Genomic DNA, 17,302 nt, shown 5'->3' on the forward strand with positions numbered 1-17,302 from the left:
ATGAAGAAAGAAACAATGACGGGAGAGACGGCATGACGGAAGTGGGAATTTCGCTCAGCGGCGTGGCCGTCGCGCTGCTGTTCGCCGCCTGGAGCTCGCACCGCACCCGCTGCGAGCGGCGCGATGTCATGTTGCTGACGATACTGGGCACTGTGTTGGGGCTGCCCGGTGCCGTCTTGCTGGCCTTATAACGCGGCGCAAAAAAAAACGGCAGACCTTGCGGCCTGCCGTTCTGTGACTTCCTGAATGTAGAGTTTCGACGCCTGACAAAACCGTAGCGAGCGTCAGTGATTTGTGGCCGAGAAGCGCAACCGTACTTTAGTACGGTGAGCATCGCCGGCCGCAAAGCGCGACGCGCAGTAGGTTTGGTCTGGCGTTATTCCTCTTCGTACGAGCTGATCGGGGCGCAGCCGCAGAACAGGTTGCGGTCGCCGTACACGTTGTCGGCGCGGCCGACCGGTGGCCAGTATTTGCGCTGGCGCAGGGAAGCGACGGGGTAGGCCGCGATTTCACGGCTGTACTTGCGTTCCCAGTTGTCCGACATCAACACCTGCGCCGTGTGCGGCGCATGCTTCAACGGGTTGTCGTCGTGGTCGAACTCACCGCTGGCGACTTTGGCGATTTCCGCGCGGATGGCGATCATGGCATCGATGAAGCGGTCGATTTCCACTTTCGATTCGCTTTCCGTCGGCTCGATCATCAGCGTGCCCGGCACGGGGAAGCTCATGGTCGGCGCATGGAAACCGAAGTCCATCAAACGCTTGGCCACGTCTTCGTTGCTGATGCCGGTGGCGTCCGTGATCGGGCGCAGGTCGAGGATGCACTCGTGCGCGACCAGGCCGTCGTGGCCCGAGTACAGCACGGGGTAGTGCGGCGCCAGCCGGCGCGCGATGTAGTTCGCTGCCAGAATCGCCGTCTCGGTCGCTGCCGTCAAGCCTTCCGCGCCCATCATGGCGATATACATCCACGAAATCGGCAAGATGCTGGCCGAGCCGAAAGGCGCGGCGCTGACGGCACCGATGCCGGCAGCATCGCGCTGATAGCCCGACGAACGCTGGTTCGGCAGGAATTTCGCCAGGTGGGCACCCACGCCGATCGGGCCGACGCCTGGTCCGCCGCCGCCGTGCGGGATGCAGAAGGTCTTGTGCAGGTTCAGGTGCGACACGTCGCCGCCAAACGAGCCGGGAGCGGCCACGCCGACCAGCGCGTTCATGTTGGCGCCATCGATGTAGACCTGGCCGCCGTGCGAGTGGATGATCTCGCACAGTTCCTGGATGCCTTCTTCAAACACGCCGTGGGTGGACGGGTAGGTGACCATCACGCAAGCCAGGTTGGCGCTGTGCTTTTCCGCTTTCGCTTTCAGGTCGGCCAGGTCCACGTTGCCGTTGGCGTCGCAGCTGGTGACGACCACCTGCATGCCGACCATGTTGGCCGATGCGGGGTTGGTGCCGTGCGCCGACGAAGGGATCAGGCAGATGTTGCGGTGGCCTTCGCCGCGCGATGCGTGATACGCCTTGATCACCAGCAGACCCGCGTATTCGCCCTGCGAACCGGCGTTCGGCTGCAGCGAGACGGCGGCGTAGCCGGTCAGTGCGCACAGCATCTCTTCCAGTTGCGCGATCATTTCGCGGTAGCCCACCGTTTGCGCGTCCGGCGCGAACGGGTGGATGTTCGAGAATTCCGGCCAGGTGACGGGAATCATTTCGCTCGTCGCGTTCAGCTTCATGGTGCACGAACCGAGCGGGATCATGGTGCGGTCCAGCGCCAGGTCCTTGTCGGCCAGGCTGCGCAGATAGCGCAGCATTTCGTGTTCCGAGTGGTAGCTGTTGAAGACGGGGTGGGTCAGGTAAGCGCTCTCGCGTGCCAGATTAGCGGGCAGCGCGCTGGTGACAGCCGCTTCAACGGCGTCCAGATCCGGCGCGGCAGGCGCGTTGGCCAGGCCGTGCGCGAACACTTTCCACAGCAGCGCGATATCGTCGCGCGTGGTGGTTTCGTCCAAGGACACGCCGACATGGGTGCTGTCGATCTTGCGCAGGTTGACGCCGTGGTGCATGGCCGTTGCGTGCAGTTGCGCCGCATCGGCGACATTGATGGTCAGGGTGTCGAAGTAGCTCGCGTTGACGACGCCATAGCCGAGGGTTTTCAGGTTGGCGGCCAGCACGCCCGTAAAACGGTGCACGCGCTGGGCGATCTGCAGCAGGCCGGCGGGGCCGTGGTAGACGGCGTACATCGAGGCCATCACGGCCAGCAGCACTTGCGCCGTGCAGATGTTCGAGGTGGCTTTTTCGCGGCGGATATGCTGTTCGCGCGTTTGCAGGGCCAAACGATACGCCTTGTTGCCTTGCGCATCGACGGTCACGCCCACCAGGCGGCCCGACATATTGCGTTTGAATTCATCGCGCGTGGACAGGTAGCCCGCGTGCGGTCCGCCGAAACCGAGCGGCACGCCGAAGCGCTGGCTGTTGCCGACGACGACGTCGGCGCCCCATTCGCCAGGAGGCGTCAGCATGGTCAGGGCCAGCAGGTCGGCCGCGACGATGACCATGGCGCCATTCGCATGCAGTTTTTCCACGCCAGCGCGGTAGTCGCGCACGACACCGTTCACGCCAGGGTATTGCAGCAGCACGCCGAAGCAGGCGTCCAGCGACTCGATTTCCGCCGGATCGAAGGTGCGCACCTCGATACCGATCGGCTGGGCGCGCGTCTGCACCACTTCCAGCGTTTGCGGCAGCACGTCATTGGCCACATACAGCACGTTCGATTTGGACTTGCCCACGCGCTGGATCAGGGTCATCGCTTCGGCGGCGGCCGTGCCTTCGTCCAGCATCGAGGCGTTCGAGATGCCCATGCCGGTCAAATCCGTGATCACTTGCTGGAAGTTCAAAATCGCTTCCAGGCGGCCTTGCGAAATCTCTGGCTGGTAAGGCGTGTACGCCGTGTACCAGGCCGGGTTTTCAAAGATATTGCGCAGCACGACGCCAGGCGTAAACGTGTTGTAGTAGCCCTGGCCGATCAGCGATTTTAAAACCTGGTTCTTGCCGGCGATGGCTTTCAGGCGCGACAGGGCTTCCTGTTCCGGCATCGGCTGCGAGTAGGCGCCCAAGGGCAGGGCGCCCTTGTTGCGGATGTTGCTTGGCACCAGGGCATCGATCAGCGCGGCGCGCGATGGGTAGCCGAGGGTCGCCAGCATGGCTTGCTGTTCGGTGGCGGAAGGGCCGATGTGGCGGGCGATGAAGGCATCGCGTGCTTCGAGTTGGGTCAGGCTGGTGCGGGTCATGATATAGAGGCCAAAAAAGACTGAAAAACCGGGAGGCGGCGCGCGGGCGCTGCTGTAATTTATTGCAACCAAAGCAAACGGGCCGCAAACGCGGCCCGTGAGTCAAACGCGATCAGGCGCTGGTGGTGGCGCCATAGGCGGCAGCGTCGAGCAAGCCGTCCAGGGCCGACACGTCGGCTGGCTTGATCTTGAACAGCCAGTTGGCGTAGGCATCGGCGTTGATCGACTCAGGCGAGTTGACCACGTCGTCGTTGACGGCCACGACTTCACCGGCGATCGGCGCGTAGATGTCGCTCGCGGCCTTGACCGATTCCACCACGGCGGCATCGTCGCCGGCGCCATATGTGGTGCCCACGCTTGGCAGTTCGACGAAGACGATGTCGCCCAGGGCGTCCTGCGCATACTCGGTGATGCCGACGGTGACGGTGCCGTCGCCTTCAAGGCGTACCCATTCGTGGGAGGCGGTGTACTTCAGGTCTGCAGGAATGTTCATGTGTGGCTCCAGATGGTAAGTGTTCGTTATTGATGATGTTTATTCGGTCTTGCGGGCGGTGGCTCTCTATCGCTAATCGCTTACGCAACCAGGATTTTACCGTTACGCACGAAAGGCAGCTTGACGACGGAGGCGGCCAGTTGCTTGCCGCGGATTTCCACGTGCACGCTGTCGCCCACGTTCACGCCGTTGGGCACGCGCGCCAGGGCGATCGCTTCCTGCATGGTCGGGCTGAAGGTGCCGCTGGTGATTTCGCCCGTGGCTTCGCTGCCTGCGATGATGACTTTTTGATGGGCGCGCAGCACGCCGCCTTTTTCGCGCAGGATCAGACCGACGAATTGCGCGTTCTGGCCTTTGGCCAGCAGGGCGGCCTTGCCGATGAAATCACGCTCGCTGACCAGGTCGATGGTCCATGCCAGGCCCGCGTCGAGCGGGTTGACGCTTTCGTCCATGTCCTGGCCGTACAGGTTCATGCCTGCTTCCAGACGCAGGGTGTCGCGCGCTCCCAGGCCGGCCGGTTTGACGCCGGCAGCGATCAGGGCGTTCCACAGGACTTCCACCTGGGTCGCTGCCACGCCGATTTCAAAACCGTCTTCGCCCGTGTAGCCGGTGCGCGCCAGCATGACTTCGCCGAATGCCGTGTCCTTGACGATGACGACATTGAACGGCTTGATGGCTTCGGACGCGGCTTGCGTCTGCGGCAGCACTTGCCACACCTTGGCGCGTGCGTTCGGGCCTTGCACGGCCACCAGGGCCATCGGCTCGTTGGCATTGCGGCGCTCGGTAATCGTCAGGCCGCTGTTGGTGGCTGTATTTTGCTGCTGCATCCAGGCCACGTCTTTTTCCGCCGTGCCCGCGTTGACGACGAGGCGGAACCAGTTTTCGTTGAAGAAGTAGACGATCAGGTCATCGATGACGGTACCTTCGGCATTCAGCATGCACGAGTACAGCGCCTTGCCCGACACTTGCAGCTTGTCGACGTTATTGGCCAGCAAGCCGCGCAAAAAGGTGCGCACGTTCGGGCCTTCGATATCGACCACGCACATATGCGACACGTCGAACATGCCGGCGTCGCCGCGCACGGCGTTGTGTTCTTCGATTTGCGAGCCGTAGTTGACGGGCATGTCCCAGCCGCCGAAATCGACCATGCGGGCGCCGAGGGCACGGTGGGCGTTGTTGAGTGGGGTCGCTTTGAGCGTCATGGATTCCTCGGGACGAAGGTAAAGGGGGAAGTTAACAGAACACAGAATATCGAGAGCCAAAACGGCACTCCATCGTGATCACTGACCCCCTGTCCTTTGTACCTGAGAGATTACGGGGGCTTGCCCCGTGCGCCCCTTCGGTGGGCCGCCGGCAATAGCCGCGGCCGCTCTCCAGAGTTGAGCTAAAGATGTCGTCAAAGCAACAGCTTCAGTCCGCCTGATCGGTCCTTTTGCCTGAGAGTTTTTGGGTAGTGCCCCTTCGGCGGCAACGCTGGGTTGCCCTCTCCCGATCAAGTGTGAGGAATATATGTCAGCAGGGGTATTCTGTCAATCTGTAAAGACGTTGCCGAATTGCCGAAAAACCCCCGATTTGCGGGGCTGGGCAGGGGCCTGATTCAATGCAAAAGGGCGCCCGGCCGCGTGGGAATGGACTATGATGAAGTCCTGGCTTTCTTGCGGGTGGCTGCCATGAACACGACACAGAGCGGGACACAACACGAGACACAAAACAACACCGAGCAGCACGGTTACTTTACCCTCTCGGGCGACGTCAACAGTGACATGGTGCGGCGCGTCTTCAACGCCGTGGCCGACATCACGGAAGACAAGCTCACCGCCGCGCATATCCTGATCCAGTCCAACGGCGGCTATGTCAGCGATGGCATTTGTCTGTACAACTTTCTCAGCAAGTTGCCGTTTGACATCATTACCTACAACGCAGGCGCCGTGGCGTCCATCGCCGTCACCCTGTTTCTGTCGGGGCGGCATCGCCATGCCAGCGACACGGCCCGCTTCATGGTGCACAAGTCGCATGCGACCGCCTCGCCCGGTTCGCGCCCTGATGCGCTCAGCATCATCGTCGAGGGCCTGCGCGCCGACGACATGCGTACCGAGCGCATCCTGCGCGGCCAGGTCAACCTGACGGACGAGCAATGGCAGGTGCATGCGTATTCCGACCTGCACCTGACGGCCGACCAGGCGCTGGAAGTGGGCATGATCGAAGCTATCCGCGACTTTGCGCCGCCCAGGGGCAAGCGCCTGACGAATATCTGACGCGTGCCTGGTACTTGCCAAGTGGATAGTTTTGGCAGGGGAATTTTGTAATGGAATGTAATTCTTTGCTGCAGTACAGCAAAAGCCGCGCGGAACAGGGCCGAGTCGTGGCATAGTGCACGCTGATCATGAAATAAGCGCAGGCACGATGACTTGGTGGAATGGAATTTCTTTTGCGGCCGACATGTCCGTCATGGGGCCGGCTGGAGTGGCGATTGCCCTGTGGCTGCTCGTCTCGCGCCAGTGGCGCCTGGTGCTCAGCTGGAGCCTGTGGTACGGCGGTGGACTGGCCCTCGTGGTGCTGTCGAAGCTGGCCTTCATGAGCTGGGGTGTGGGCAGTAGCGCGCTCGATTTTACGGGCTTCAGCGGCCACGCCATGCGCGCCGGCGCCGTGTTTCCCGTGCTGATGTATGTGCTGCTGCAGCGGGCCGAACCGCGCTGGCGCCATGCCGGCGTCCTGATCGGTGTGGCGTTTGCCGTGCTGGTGGCCATTTCGCGTATCGTCGTGCATGCGCACAGCGTGTCGGAAGCCGTCAGCGGCTGCGTGCTGGGCCTGGCGCTGGCGCTGGGCTTCATGTGGAAGGCCCGTGGCGCCGTCAATTTCGCCGTCAGCCATGCGCTGGCGCTGGCCAGCCTGGTGCTGATGGTGGCGCTGAGCTTCAAGGCCGAGCCCATGCCGACCGAGCAGTGGCTGCAAAAACTGGCCATGGTGCTGTCCGGCCATGAACGCGTTTTCTCCCGTGAAGACTGGAAACTGGCGCAGGATGGACGCCCAGCCCCTTGAGCTGGTGCCGGCCGGCACTTGATGCCGCTGTTTTTTGGCCAGAAAAGCATCAGGAACTGGTATGATGAACCACTTTTTTTGCGGTGTGCGGCCAGACTGCCGTCGCCATGGTGCATCTGAACTGAATATGAACCGGGTTCGCCGATCTCAACCGCCAGCATAGGCCAGGAACTCTAAAACACGTGCGTCTCTCTTCCATCAAGTTGTCGGGATTTAAGTCTTTCGTCGATCCCACCAATTTCCAGGTGCCAGGCCAGCTCGTGGGCGTGGTTGGGCCCAATGGCTGCGGCAAGTCGAATATCATCGATGCCGTGCGCTGGGTGCTGGGCGAATCGAAAGCGTCGGAATTGCGCGGCGAATCGATGCAGGACGTCATTTTCAACGGCTCCACGCACCGCAAGCCAGCCGGGCGCGCTTCCGTGGAACTGGTGTTCGACAACAACGATGGCAAGGCCTCTGGCCAGTGGGGCCAGTACGCCGAGATCGCCGTCAAGCGCACCTTGACGCGCGATGGCACGTCCACCTATTACATCAATGGCCAGCCCGTGCGCCGGCGCGACATCCAGGATATTTTCCTTGGTACCGGCCTCGGTCCGCGCGCCTACGCCATCATCGGCCAGGGCATGATTTCGCGCATCATCGAATCGCGCCCCGAGGAATTGCGCGTCTTCCTGGAAGAAGCGGCGGGCGTGTCGAAATACAAGGAACGCCGCCGCGAGACGGAAAACCGCTTGCAGGACACGCGCGAGAACTTGCTGCGCGTGGAAGATATCTTGCGTGAACTCAATGCCAACCTGGAAAAGCTGGAAGCGCAGGCGGCCGTGGCCACGCGTTTCCACGCCTTGCAGGCGGACCAGGAAGAAAAGCAGAAACTGTTGTGGCTGCTGCGCAAGAACGAGGCGCACAACGAGCAGACGCGCTATTTCCGCGAAGTGGAACAGGCGCAGACGGACCTGGAAGAACAGACGGCCAAGCTGCGCAACGTCGAGCTGACCCTGGAGCAGATGCGCCAGGCGCACTTTGCCGTGGGCGACCGCCTGCATACGGCGCAAGGCCATCTGTACCAGACGAATGCGGAAATCGGCAGCCTGGAAGCGCAGATCAAGTTCGTCATCGAATCGCGCGCCCGCCTGCAGGCCCAGCTGGCGACCCTGACGGCCCAGCGCGACCAGTGGAGCAGCCAGGGCAGCGAATACCAGGAACAGATCGAAGAGGCGGAGTTCCACCTCGAGGAGCTGGCTGCCAAGGTGGAGCAATCGCAAATGATGGCCGAACAAAAGGGCGAGCAATTGCCCGAACTGGACGCCGCCTGGCGCGCCGCGCAAAACAAGAGCACGGAATCGCGCGCGCGCATCATGCAGGCGCAGCAGCAGCTGGAACTGGAATCTGCGCACCAGCGCAACGCCTCCAACATCCTGGCCAGCCTGTTGACGCGCCGCGAGCGCCTGCAACAGGAAAAGAACAGCCTCAGTTTGCCCGACAGCAGCCACCTGGAAAACCTGAAACTGCAGCTGGAAGAAAAGCAGCAGACGCTGGAAGAGCAGGGTTTCTACCTGGAAGAGGCGCTGGAGCAGCAACCCAAGCTGGAGCAGGAACGCGCTGAAGCCCAGGCGCAAGTGAATGCTGAGACGGCCGCGAATGCCCAGCTGGAAGCGCGTCTTTCCGCTTTGAAACAATTGCAGGAACGGGTGCAGACGCAGGGCAAGGTCCAGCCGTGGCTGAAAAAGCACGAGCTCGACACCTTGCCGCGCCTGTGGCAAAAGCTGCAGATCGAGGCGGGCTGGGAAGCGGCCATGGAATCGATCTTGCGCGAGCGCACGTCGGCCCTGCAACTGTCGAATATCGACTGGGCCAAGGCATTCTTTGCCGATGCGCCACCGGCCAAGCTGGCCCTGTACGCGCCATCCACGGTGGCGCCGCTGCCGCTGCCGGACGTGCCAGGCCTGAAACCGTTCCTGAACTTGCTGAAACTGAATGATCCGGGCTTGCGCGGCTTGCTGCAGGACTGGCTGTACAACGCCTACGCAGTGGAAGACGCGGCCGAAGCGCTGGCCGAGCGGGCGAAATTGCCGCCGGGCGGCTACTTCGTCACGCGGCTTGGTCACGTGGTCACGGCGTCCAGCGTGCGCTTCTATGCGGCCGATTCGGAGCAGGAAGGCATGCTGGGGCGCCAGCAGGAAATCGAGAATATCGGCAAACAATTGCGCGCCCAGCAATTGCTGGCCGAAGAGGCGCGCGCCCGTTCCGTGCGGGCCGACGCGGCCGTCGCCACCCTGACGCGCAACCTGTCCGAGTTGCGCCTGCGCATACAGCAACTGACGTCGTCCGTGCATACTTTGCAACTCGACGTGGTCAAATTGTCGGAAGTGGAAGCGCGTTTCAACCAGCGCAGCACGCAGATCGGTGCGGATCTGGCGGAAATTGCCGCGCAGGAAGCGGAGCAGATGCAGACCAAGCTGGAATCGGAAGAGAAATTCGAACAGTTGGACATGGAACTGGGCAACTTGCAGGAAGCGCACGAAGACGGCCATACGGACTTTTTGCAGAAGGAACAGCTTTTGTCCGAGGCGCGCGAAGCCTTGCGCGACCTGGAGCGGGCTGCCAAGGATACGGAATACGCGGAAAAAGCCCAGCGCGCGAAGATCGAGGAATTGCGCCGCAATATCGCCACGGCCAGCACGCAGGCGCAGCAAGTGACGGCCAGCCTGCAGGCGGGCGAACTCGAACTGGCGAATCTGGAAAGCGGTGCGGCGGCTGACGGCTTGCAGGACTTGCTCGAGCGCCGCACCACGCAGGAGCGGGCGCTGGCGGATGCGCGCCATGAACTGGACCAGATCACGCAGCAGCTGCGCCTGTCCGAAGATGCGCGCACGCAATCGGAACGCAGCCTGCAACCGCAGCGCGACAAGATCATGGAAATGCAGCTCAAGGAACAGGCCGCGCGCCTGAATCAGGAGCAATTCGCCCAGCAATTGCTGGAATCGGGTGCCGACGAGGCCGCCTTGACGGAAAAGTTGCACCCGGACATGCGTCCCTCGTATCTGCAGGGCGAAGTCACGCGCCTGACGAACGCCATCACGTCCCTGGGCGCCGTCAACCTGGCCGCGCTGGACGAGCTGGCGCAGGCATCCGAGCGCAAGAATTTCCTCGACGCCCAGAATGCCGACCTGACGGAAGCGATCAACACGCTGCAAGATGCGATCCACAAGATCGACAAGGAAACGCGCGACCTGTTGCAAGACACGTTCGACAAGGTCAACCACCACTTTTCCGAGCTGTTCCCCATCCTGTTTGGCGGGGGGCAGGCCAGGCTGACCATGACGGGCGACGAGATTCTCGATTCCGGTGTACAAGTCATGGCGCAGCCTCCCGGCAAGAAAAATGCCACCATCCACCTGTTATCGGGTGGAGAGAAGGCGCTGACCGCGACCGCATTGGTGTTTTCCATGTTCCGCCTGAATCCGGCGCCGTTCTGCCTGCTCGACGAAGTCGATGCACCGCTGGACGATTCGAACACGGAACGCTTCTGCCGCATGGTCAAGCGCATGTCCGACCAGACCCAATTCCTTTTCATTTCGCATAACAAGATTGCGATGGAAATGGCCCATCAATTGATCGGTGTGACGATGCAGGAGCAGGGCGTATCGCGCATCGTGGCGGTGGACATGGAGTCCGCCGCAAATTTTGCAACCGAGGCACAAGCAGCATGACAGACTTACAAATTACCTTGTTCGGCGCCGGCGGCGTCTTTATCGTCGGTGTTTTCTCGTACAACAAATGGCAGGAATACAAGGCCAAGAAAAGCGTGGAACGGGCCTTTTCCACCGACCACGACGATGTGCTGATGCGCGAGGGCGACGCCCCCGTGGCGGATGCCCAGGAACCCGTCCTGCGCCAGGAACCGCGCTTTGACGCCGCGCCAGCCGCCAAGGCCGAACCGTCGTTCGGCGCGCCGCCAGCCGCGCCCGTGTCCGATGCCCCCGTGCATGCGGAACCGTCGCTGGGGGATGCGCCTGCCGAGCCAGTCCCTGCACCAGCCGCCGCGCCCGTGCAAGAAGTCAGCGCCGCCAGCGAACAGGCGACCAGCCTGGTCGACCCGCTGATCGATTGCCTGCTGCCTTTGTCGCTGGAAGCGCCCGTGCGCGGCGACAAGATCCTGCCCGTGCTGCAAACCCTGCGCCTGGTGGGCAACAAGCCCGTGCATTTCATCGGCTTGCACGTGAATGGCGACTGGGAACCGATCACGCATGGCGGTGTCTATACCAAGATGCAGGGCGGCGTGCAGCTGGCCAGCCGCAGCACCGCCTTGAATGAACTGGAATACTCGGAACTGGTCACGCGCCTGCGCGGCGTGGCCGACGAGATCGGTGCCGAGCCGGAAGTGCCCGACATGATGGAAGTGATGGCCGAAGCGCGCAATCTGCACCGCTTCGTCGCCGGACACGACGCGCAACTGGGCGTCAACCTGCACACGAACGGCGCGCCGTGGGCAATTTCCACCCTGCTGTTTGCGCTGGAAAAGCAGGGCTTCGACGTGCGTCCGGACGGCCGCTTCGTCATGCCCGATGGCGACGGCAGCCATCTGTTCTCGCTGTCGACGAATGTCACCCTGGCCGAGGAAACCACGTCCCGATTGACCCTGTTGCTGGACGTGCCCTGCGTGGCGCCCGCGCGCGACGGTTTTGGCGCCATGGTCGCTTGCGCCAAGGCACTGGTGGGCCGCCTCGACGCCACCATCGTCGATGATTACAACCAGGCCTTGTCGGACGCGGCGCTGGCCGAGATCGCCGGCCAGGTGCAAGAGTTTTACCAGGAAATGGACGCGGCCGACATTCCGGCAGGTTCCACCCGCGCCCTGCGTTTATTTAGCTGAAGAATCCCGCAATAATGACTGATCCGATCAACCAGGACGCCACTGCCCGCGTCCTGGCACTCACTGCCGAGCTCAATCGGCATCTGCACGCCTACCACGTGCTCGACAATCCCACCATTCCCGACGCCGAGTACGACAAGCTGTTTGTCGAACTGCAGGCGCTGGAAGCGGCCCATCCCGAACTCCGAGCAGCGGATTCGCCCACCTTGCGCGTGGGCGCGGCGCCGCTGCCGCAATTCGAGCAAGTCACGCACACGGTGCCGATGTTGTCGCTGAACAATGGTTTCACCGATGACGATATCGTCAACTTCGACCGCCGCGTGCGCGAAGGCCTGGATCTTGACGCTGCGCAAGTCGACTATGCGGCCGAAGTGAAATTCGACGGCCTGGCCATCAACCTGCGCTATGAAAATGGCCTGTTCGTGCAGGCGGCCACGCGCGGCGATGGCGCCACGGGCGAAGACGTGACGGCAAATATCCGCACCATTTCCGGCATTCCGCTGCGCCTGCATGGCGAGAATGTACCGGCGCTGCTGGACGTGCGTGGCGAAGTCATGATGTTCAAGGCCGATTTTGCCCGTTTGAACCAGCGTCAGCGTGATGCTGGTCAGAAAGAATTTGCCAATCCCCGCAATGCCGCGGCCGGCAGCCTGCGCCAGCTCGATTCGCGCATCACGGCGCAGCGCAAGCTGCGTTTCTATGCGTATGGCATCGGCGCCCTCGATGGCGCCGCCATGCCTGTGTCGCATTCGGCCCTGCTGGACTGGTACGAGACCCTGGGCATACCCGTGTCGAAGGAGCGCAGTGTGGTGCAGGGCGCGCAGGGCTTGCTGGCCTACTACGCCGATATCGGCGCGCGCCGCCCCGCCTTGCCGTATGAAATCGACGGCGTGGTCTACAAGGTGAACGCGACGGAAAGCCAGCAGGAGCTGGGCTTTGTCTCGCGCGCGCCGCGTTTTGCCTTGGCGCACAAGTTCCCCGCCGAAGAGGCGCTGACGGTGGTGCTGGGCATCGATATCCAGGTGGGCCGCACGGGCGCCATGACGCCCGTGGCGCGCCTGGCGCCCGTGTCCGTGGGCGGCGTGACGGTGACGAATGCCACCTTGCACAATGAAGACGAGGTGCTGCGCAAGGATGTGCGCGTGGGCGATACCGTCGTCGTGCGCCGCGCCGGCGATGTGATCCCGGAAGTGCTGTCCGTGGTGCTGGAGAAGCGCCCCGAACCGGCGCCGCTGCCGTTCAAGATGCTGGAGCGTTGTCCTGTCTGCGATTCCCACGTGGTACGCGAAGAGGGCGAGGCCATCGCCCGCTGCTCGGGCGGCCTGTTCTGTTCGGCCCAGCGCAAGGAAGCGTTCCGACACTTTGCCGGGCGGCGCATGATGGATATCGAGGGGTTGGGGGAACGTTATATCGATACCCTGGTCGAACTGGAATACGTGCATGGCCTGGCCGACCTGTACAGCCTGACCCTGGATAAATTGCTGGAAATGAAAGTGCGCGCCGACGAGCGCGATGGCTCGACGCCAGAAACAGTGCAACAAGGCAAGATTCCCACCAAATGGGCGGAAAATCTGCTGGCCGGCATAGAAGCAAGCAAGCGGCCGCCGCTCGAACGTTTCCTGTTCGCGCTGGGCATACGCCACGTGGGCGAATCAACGGCCAAGACCCTGGCCGAGTGGCTGGGCAGCCTGGCGTATGTGCGCAAAGCGCCCGCAGCCTTGCTGCGCGTGCTGCCCGACATCGGCAGCACCGTGGCCGTGTCCATCGCCGATTTCTTTGCCGAAGAAAAGAACCAGCAGGCGCTGCAGGCATTGCTGGACGCTGGCGTCACGCCGCAGGGTGAACACGCGCCCAGCGCCAAGCTGCGCACGCAGTTGGAACAAACGACATTGCTGGCGGCCATCGGCATCCCCAAGCTGACGGAACCGCGCAGCAAGCAACTGGTGGAGCGGGGCGTGACCCTGGCCAGCCTGGCCGCGCAAGGCGCCAGCTTCCACGCGGGCTTGCCCGCCGCCGTGGCAGAAGCGCTGGCGCAATGGCTGGCCGATGAGAGCAATGTCAAGCTGCTCGGTCAACTGGACGCCCTGCGCAATGAATTACTGTCACAATTACCTGAAATGTCAGCCGCTGGCGGCAAGCTGGACGGCAAGACTTTCGTCCTGACGGGTACCTTGCCCAATATGAGCCGCGACGAGGCGGCGGAGCTGATCGAGGCGGCAGGTGGCAAGGTCAGCGGTTCCGTGTCGAAGAAGACAGGCTATGTCGTGGCCGGTTCTGACGCCGGCAGCAAGCTGGCCAAGGCGCAGGAACTGGGTGTGGCCATACTCGACGAGGCCGCTCTGCTGGCCTTGCTCGCGCAAGACTAATCATTCACATATTACAGAAGACCCATGAAAAAAATCAGAAAAGCAGTTTTCCCAGTTGCCGGCCTGGGCAGTCGTTTCTTGCCTGCAACCAAGGCGCAACCGAAGGAAATGTTACCGATCGTCGACAAGCCATTGATCCAGTACGCAGTGGAAGAAGCGGTGGCGGCGGGCATCACGGAAATGATCTTCATCACGGGCCGCAATAAACGCGCCATCGAAGACCATTTCGATACGGCCTATGAGCTCGAGTCGGAACTGGAAGCGGCCGGCAAGCGCCTGTTGCTCGACATGGTGCAAAACGTCATTCCCAAGCACATCAATTGCATTTACATCCGCCAGTCGGCGCCGCTGGGCCTGGGGCATGCCGTGCTGTGCGCCCGTCCCGTGATCGGCGACGAACCGTTTGCCGTCTTGCTGGCCGACGATTTCATGGACGTGGAAGAGGGCGTGCGCCCCGTGCTGGCGCAGATGACCGATGTCTTCCAGTATGAAAATTGCTCGCTGCTGGCGGTGCAGGATGTGCCGCGCGCGGAAACCAGGCAGTACGGTATCGTGTCGGCAAAGAATTATCAGCCCGACCTGGAACTGGTGTCGGCCATCGTGGAAAAGCCTGCGCCCGAAGAGGCGCCATCGACCCTGGCCGTGGTGGGCCGTTATGTGCTGACCAGCCGTATCTTTAATCACCTGGAAAATATCGGCACGGGCGCCGGCGGCGAAATCCAGTTGACGGACGGCATCGCCGCCCTGATGCGCGAAGAGCGCGTGCTGGCTTACCGCTATCAGGGGCAGCGTTATGATTGCGGCTCCAAGCTCGGTTATTTGAAGGCAACGACGGCGATGGGCATGAAGCATCCGGAAACGGGCGCCGCCTTCCGCACTTACCTGCAACAACTGCAATCGACAATGGAAGCAAAATGACGGTACGTGAAATTCTGAAGATGGGCGATCCGCGCCTGCTGCGCATGGCCGAGCCCGTGCGTGAATTCGATACGCCCGAATTGCATGCGCTGATCACCGACATGTTCGACACCATGCATGCGGCCAATGGCGCGGGCCTGGCGGCGCCGCAGATCGGCGTCAACCTGCAGTTGGTGATCTACGGCTTCAAGCAGAATCTGCGCTATCCCGATGCGCCGCAAGTGCCGGAAACCGTGCTGCTCAACCCTGTGCTGACGCCGCTGTCGGAGCGCAAGGAAGAGGGCTTCGAAGGCTGCCTGTCGGTGCCTGGTTTGCGCGGCAGCGTGCCGCGCTGGAGCGAGTTGCACTATGAAGGCGTGGACCAGTTCGGCCAGCCCATTAGCCGTGACTGCGATGGTTTCCATGCGCGCGTGGTACAGCATGAAGTGGACCACTTGCATGGCATTTTGTATCCGATGCGTATCGTGGATTTTACGCAATTCGGCTATACCGAGGTGATGTTCCCCGACCAGGATCCGAACGACGACGATTGATCGGCGCCTGAGAAAGCGTCCATGGCGGCGTTGCATTGCCCTGAACGTTTTTCAGGTGCCTCGCGACTTTGACTGTCAAACAAAAAAATGGCCGCGCAGCATGAGCTGGGCGGCCATTTTTTATACGTAAAGCAAACCTAGCGCACCTTGCGGCTGCTGCCCAGGTTGTCGAGCAAGGCTTTCAATTCATCCTGCATGGTATCGGTCAGGTTCAGGAAGCGGCAGCCGATCTGCACTTGCTCGCCCAGCAGGAAGGAGCGGAAGGTGCGCGAGAGGCGGATTTCCAGGTCGGCGATCATGACCTTGTCCGGCCCCAGTTCCAGGCGTACGCGCGACAGCTTGCGGCCCACATACAGGCCGACCGTATCGCGCGGGTGGGCACGCATGCCGATGCCGCCGGCCGAGAAATCATACAGCTGCAATTCATACGGCCGGCCTTCCAGCACAAAGGCGGCCAGGTAGTACACGCCCAGCGGCGTTTCCAGGCGCGCCGATTCGCGCCGTTCCAGCACCAGGCAATGGCTGGGGAAGTTCGTCAGGTAGACGTTCGGCCGCTCGGGATACGCCTGCCATTCGCCATTGATGGTAAATTGCAGCTTGGCGCTTTGCACCCACGATACAAACGTGGCGCCGCCTTCGGGCAGGGTCGACCCCTCATTGAGTTCCAGCACGAATTGCGGCAAGTCGTCGTCGACGGACAATATGCGCGCCATGATGACGTCTTCGCCGCCTGTCGGGTAGATGGAAATGGCGTCGCCGTTATCAGCCAGGCTGCACAGGGTTTCGCCGATATCCCACGGATCGCTCATATGGTGCGGCTTGGTGCCTGGCTCCATCGGCTCGGCCACATCGGCCAGGCTGGGCGCGCCTTTGCGCAGGGGATTAGGAATGGGATCGTTCACGACAGCGTATCTCTTTTGTTCTAATGGGGAATAGTGTATAGGTTCAAGGCAATATTTGCTAACTAAATCACAATTATTGCCTTTATTTCACTATTCTTGTTGCCTGCTGGATATAGATCCCGGCACGCTTAAAATTGCTCGTCCGCGCTCAGATAACGCCATTGGCCCGTCGGCAAGTCGCCCAGCTTGACCTTGCCGATGCGCACGCGTTTCAGGCCCAGCACTTTCAGTCCCACGGCTTCGCACATGCGGCGGATCTGGCGTTTCTTGCCTTCGCGCAGGGTAAAGCTCAGCTGGTCTTCATTTTGCCAGCGCACCTTGGCCGGCAGCAACGGCTTGCCGTCGAGCCACAGGCCGTGGTTGAGCTTTTTCAGCTCGCTGTCGGGCAGGACGTCGCCCTTGGTGTAGCTGACGCGCACCAGGTATTCCTTGTCAATATCGGTATCGTGGCCGATCAGCTGCTTGGCCACGCGCCCATCCTGCGTCAGGACCAGCAAGCCGACGGAATCGATGTCCAGGCGCCCGGCGGCCACCAGGCTGCGCAGCTGGGTCGGGTGGAACTGTTCCGGACTGCGGTCTTCCGCCCAGCGGTTCTCGGCCTTGATCAGGGCCACGGCGGGCGTGTAGCCATCTTCGGCCTGGCCGCTGACGTAACCCATCGGCTTGTTGATCAGCACGGTCACGCGCTTGGACTGTTCGGCCGCCGCCTGGCGTTCCACGGTGACTTTCTGGCTGGGATAGACCTTGCTGCCCAGTTCGGATACCACCTTGCCATCTACGCGGACCCAGCCGCGCGCTATCCATTCATCGGCTTCGCGGCGGGAGGACAGGCCCAGTTCGGACATGCGTTTGGACAAGCGTAATAATTCTTCGGTCATGTTGTTTCAGTTTCAGTAAGGGT

General features: G+C 62.0%; 13 protein-coding genes and 2 riboswitches. Of the genes, 8 read left to right on the top strand and 5 right to left on the bottom strand.

The features are described from left to right. Positions 1-32: 32 nt before the first annotated feature. Positions 33-191, top strand: a complete 159-nt coding sequence (locus CNX70_RS28185) for a hypothetical protein (protein ID WP_157751005.1) — start codon at positions 33-35, stop codon at positions 189-191. Positions 192-376: 185 nt separating this feature from the next. Here CNX70_RS28185 and gcvP read toward each other — a convergent pair whose 3' ends face one another. The 3 genes from gcvP to gcvT form a co-directional block, all read right to left on the bottom strand. Beyond that, a complete protein-coding gene (gcvP, locus tag CNX70_RS13475) occupies positions 377-3,277 on the bottom strand; it encodes an aminomethyl-transferring glycine dehydrogenase (protein ID WP_096235096.1) in 2,901 nt (966 codons plus the stop codon). 112 nt (positions 3,278-3,389) lie between these two features. After that, positions 3,390-3,770 (bottom strand): glycine cleavage system protein GcvH, encoded by a 381-nt coding sequence (gene gcvH, locus CNX70_RS13480; protein WP_096235097.1) that lies wholly within the window; start codon positions 3,768-3,770, stop codon positions 3,390-3,392. A gap of 80 nt (positions 3,771-3,850) precedes the next feature. Continuing rightward, positions 3,851-4,972 carry a glycine cleavage system aminomethyltransferase GcvT gene (gene gcvT / locus CNX70_RS13485; RefSeq protein WP_096235098.1) on the bottom strand — a complete coding sequence of 374 codons (1,122 nt, stop codon included), beginning with the start codon at positions 4,970-4,972 and terminating at the stop codon, positions 3,851-3,853. A 79-nt stretch (positions 4,973-5,051) separates the two neighbouring features. Next, positions 5,052-5,157, bottom strand: a riboswitch (glycine riboswitch). Positions 5,158-5,184: 27 nt separating this feature from the next. Beyond that, positions 5,185-5,271: riboswitch (glycine riboswitch) on the bottom strand. 169 nt (positions 5,272-5,440) lie between these two features. On the opposite strand from gcvT, the gene CNX70_RS13490 reads away from it, so the two are divergent. From CNX70_RS13490 to def, 7 genes are all read left to right on the top strand, one after another. Continuing rightward, the gene (locus tag CNX70_RS13490) at positions 5,441-6,025 is read left to right on the top strand and encodes an ATP-dependent Clp protease proteolytic subunit (protein ID WP_244199146.1); all 585 of its coding nucleotides are present in this window, start codon (positions 5,441-5,443) and stop codon (positions 6,023-6,025) included. A 148-nt stretch (positions 6,026-6,173) separates the two neighbouring features. Beyond that, positions 6,174-6,809: a phosphatase PAP2 family protein gene (locus tag CNX70_RS13495; RefSeq protein ID WP_244199147.1), complete on the top strand. Its 636-nt coding sequence runs from the start codon at positions 6,174-6,176 to the stop codon at positions 6,807-6,809. 182 nt (positions 6,810-6,991) lie between these two features. Further along, positions 6,992-10,519, top strand: a complete 3,528-nt coding sequence (gene smc / locus CNX70_RS13500; protein ID WP_096235101.1) for a chromosome segregation protein SMC — start codon at positions 6,992-6,994, stop codon at positions 10,517-10,519. Continuing rightward, entirely contained in the window at positions 10,516-11,682 is a 1,167-nt protein-coding gene (locus CNX70_RS13505; RefSeq protein WP_096235102.1) for a cell division protein ZipA C-terminal FtsZ-binding domain-containing protein, read from the top strand. Before smc ends, CNX70_RS13505 begins: the two co-directional genes overlap by 4 nt. Positions 11,683-11,696: 14 nt before the next feature. Next, a complete protein-coding gene (gene ligA, locus CNX70_RS13510) occupies positions 11,697-14,048 on the top strand; it encodes an NAD-dependent DNA ligase LigA (RefSeq protein WP_096235103.1) in 2,352 nt (783 codons plus the stop codon). 24 nt (positions 14,049-14,072) lie between these two features. Beyond that, a complete protein-coding gene (galU, locus tag CNX70_RS13515; protein ID WP_096235104.1) occupies positions 14,073-14,966 on the top strand; it encodes a UTP--glucose-1-phosphate uridylyltransferase GalU in 894 nt (297 codons plus the stop codon). After that, positions 14,963-15,499, top strand: coding sequence for a peptide deformylase (gene def / locus CNX70_RS13520; RefSeq protein WP_096235105.1), 537 nt, complete (start codon positions 14,963-14,965; stop codon positions 15,497-15,499). Before galU ends, def begins: the two co-directional genes overlap by 4 nt. 137 nt (positions 15,500-15,636) lie before the next feature. Here def and CNX70_RS13525 read toward each other — a convergent pair whose 3' ends face one another. Both CNX70_RS13525 and CNX70_RS13530 read right to left on the bottom strand, forming a co-directional pair. Continuing rightward, positions 15,637-16,401 (bottom strand): flagellar brake protein, encoded by a 765-nt coding sequence (locus CNX70_RS13525; RefSeq protein WP_096235106.1) that lies wholly within the window; start codon positions 16,399-16,401, stop codon positions 15,637-15,639. 128 nt (positions 16,402-16,529) lie between these two features. Then, positions 16,530-17,279, bottom strand: a complete 750-nt coding sequence (locus CNX70_RS13530; RefSeq protein WP_096235107.1) for a pseudouridine synthase — start codon at positions 17,277-17,279, stop codon at positions 16,530-16,532. Positions 17,280-17,302: the final 23 nt, after the last annotated feature.

Origin of the sequence: Janthinobacterium svalbardense, assembly GCF_002327145.1 — a bacterium.
Classification (GTDB): domain Bacteria; phylum Pseudomonadota; class Gammaproteobacteria; order Burkholderiales; family Burkholderiaceae_D; genus Janthinobacterium; species Janthinobacterium tructae.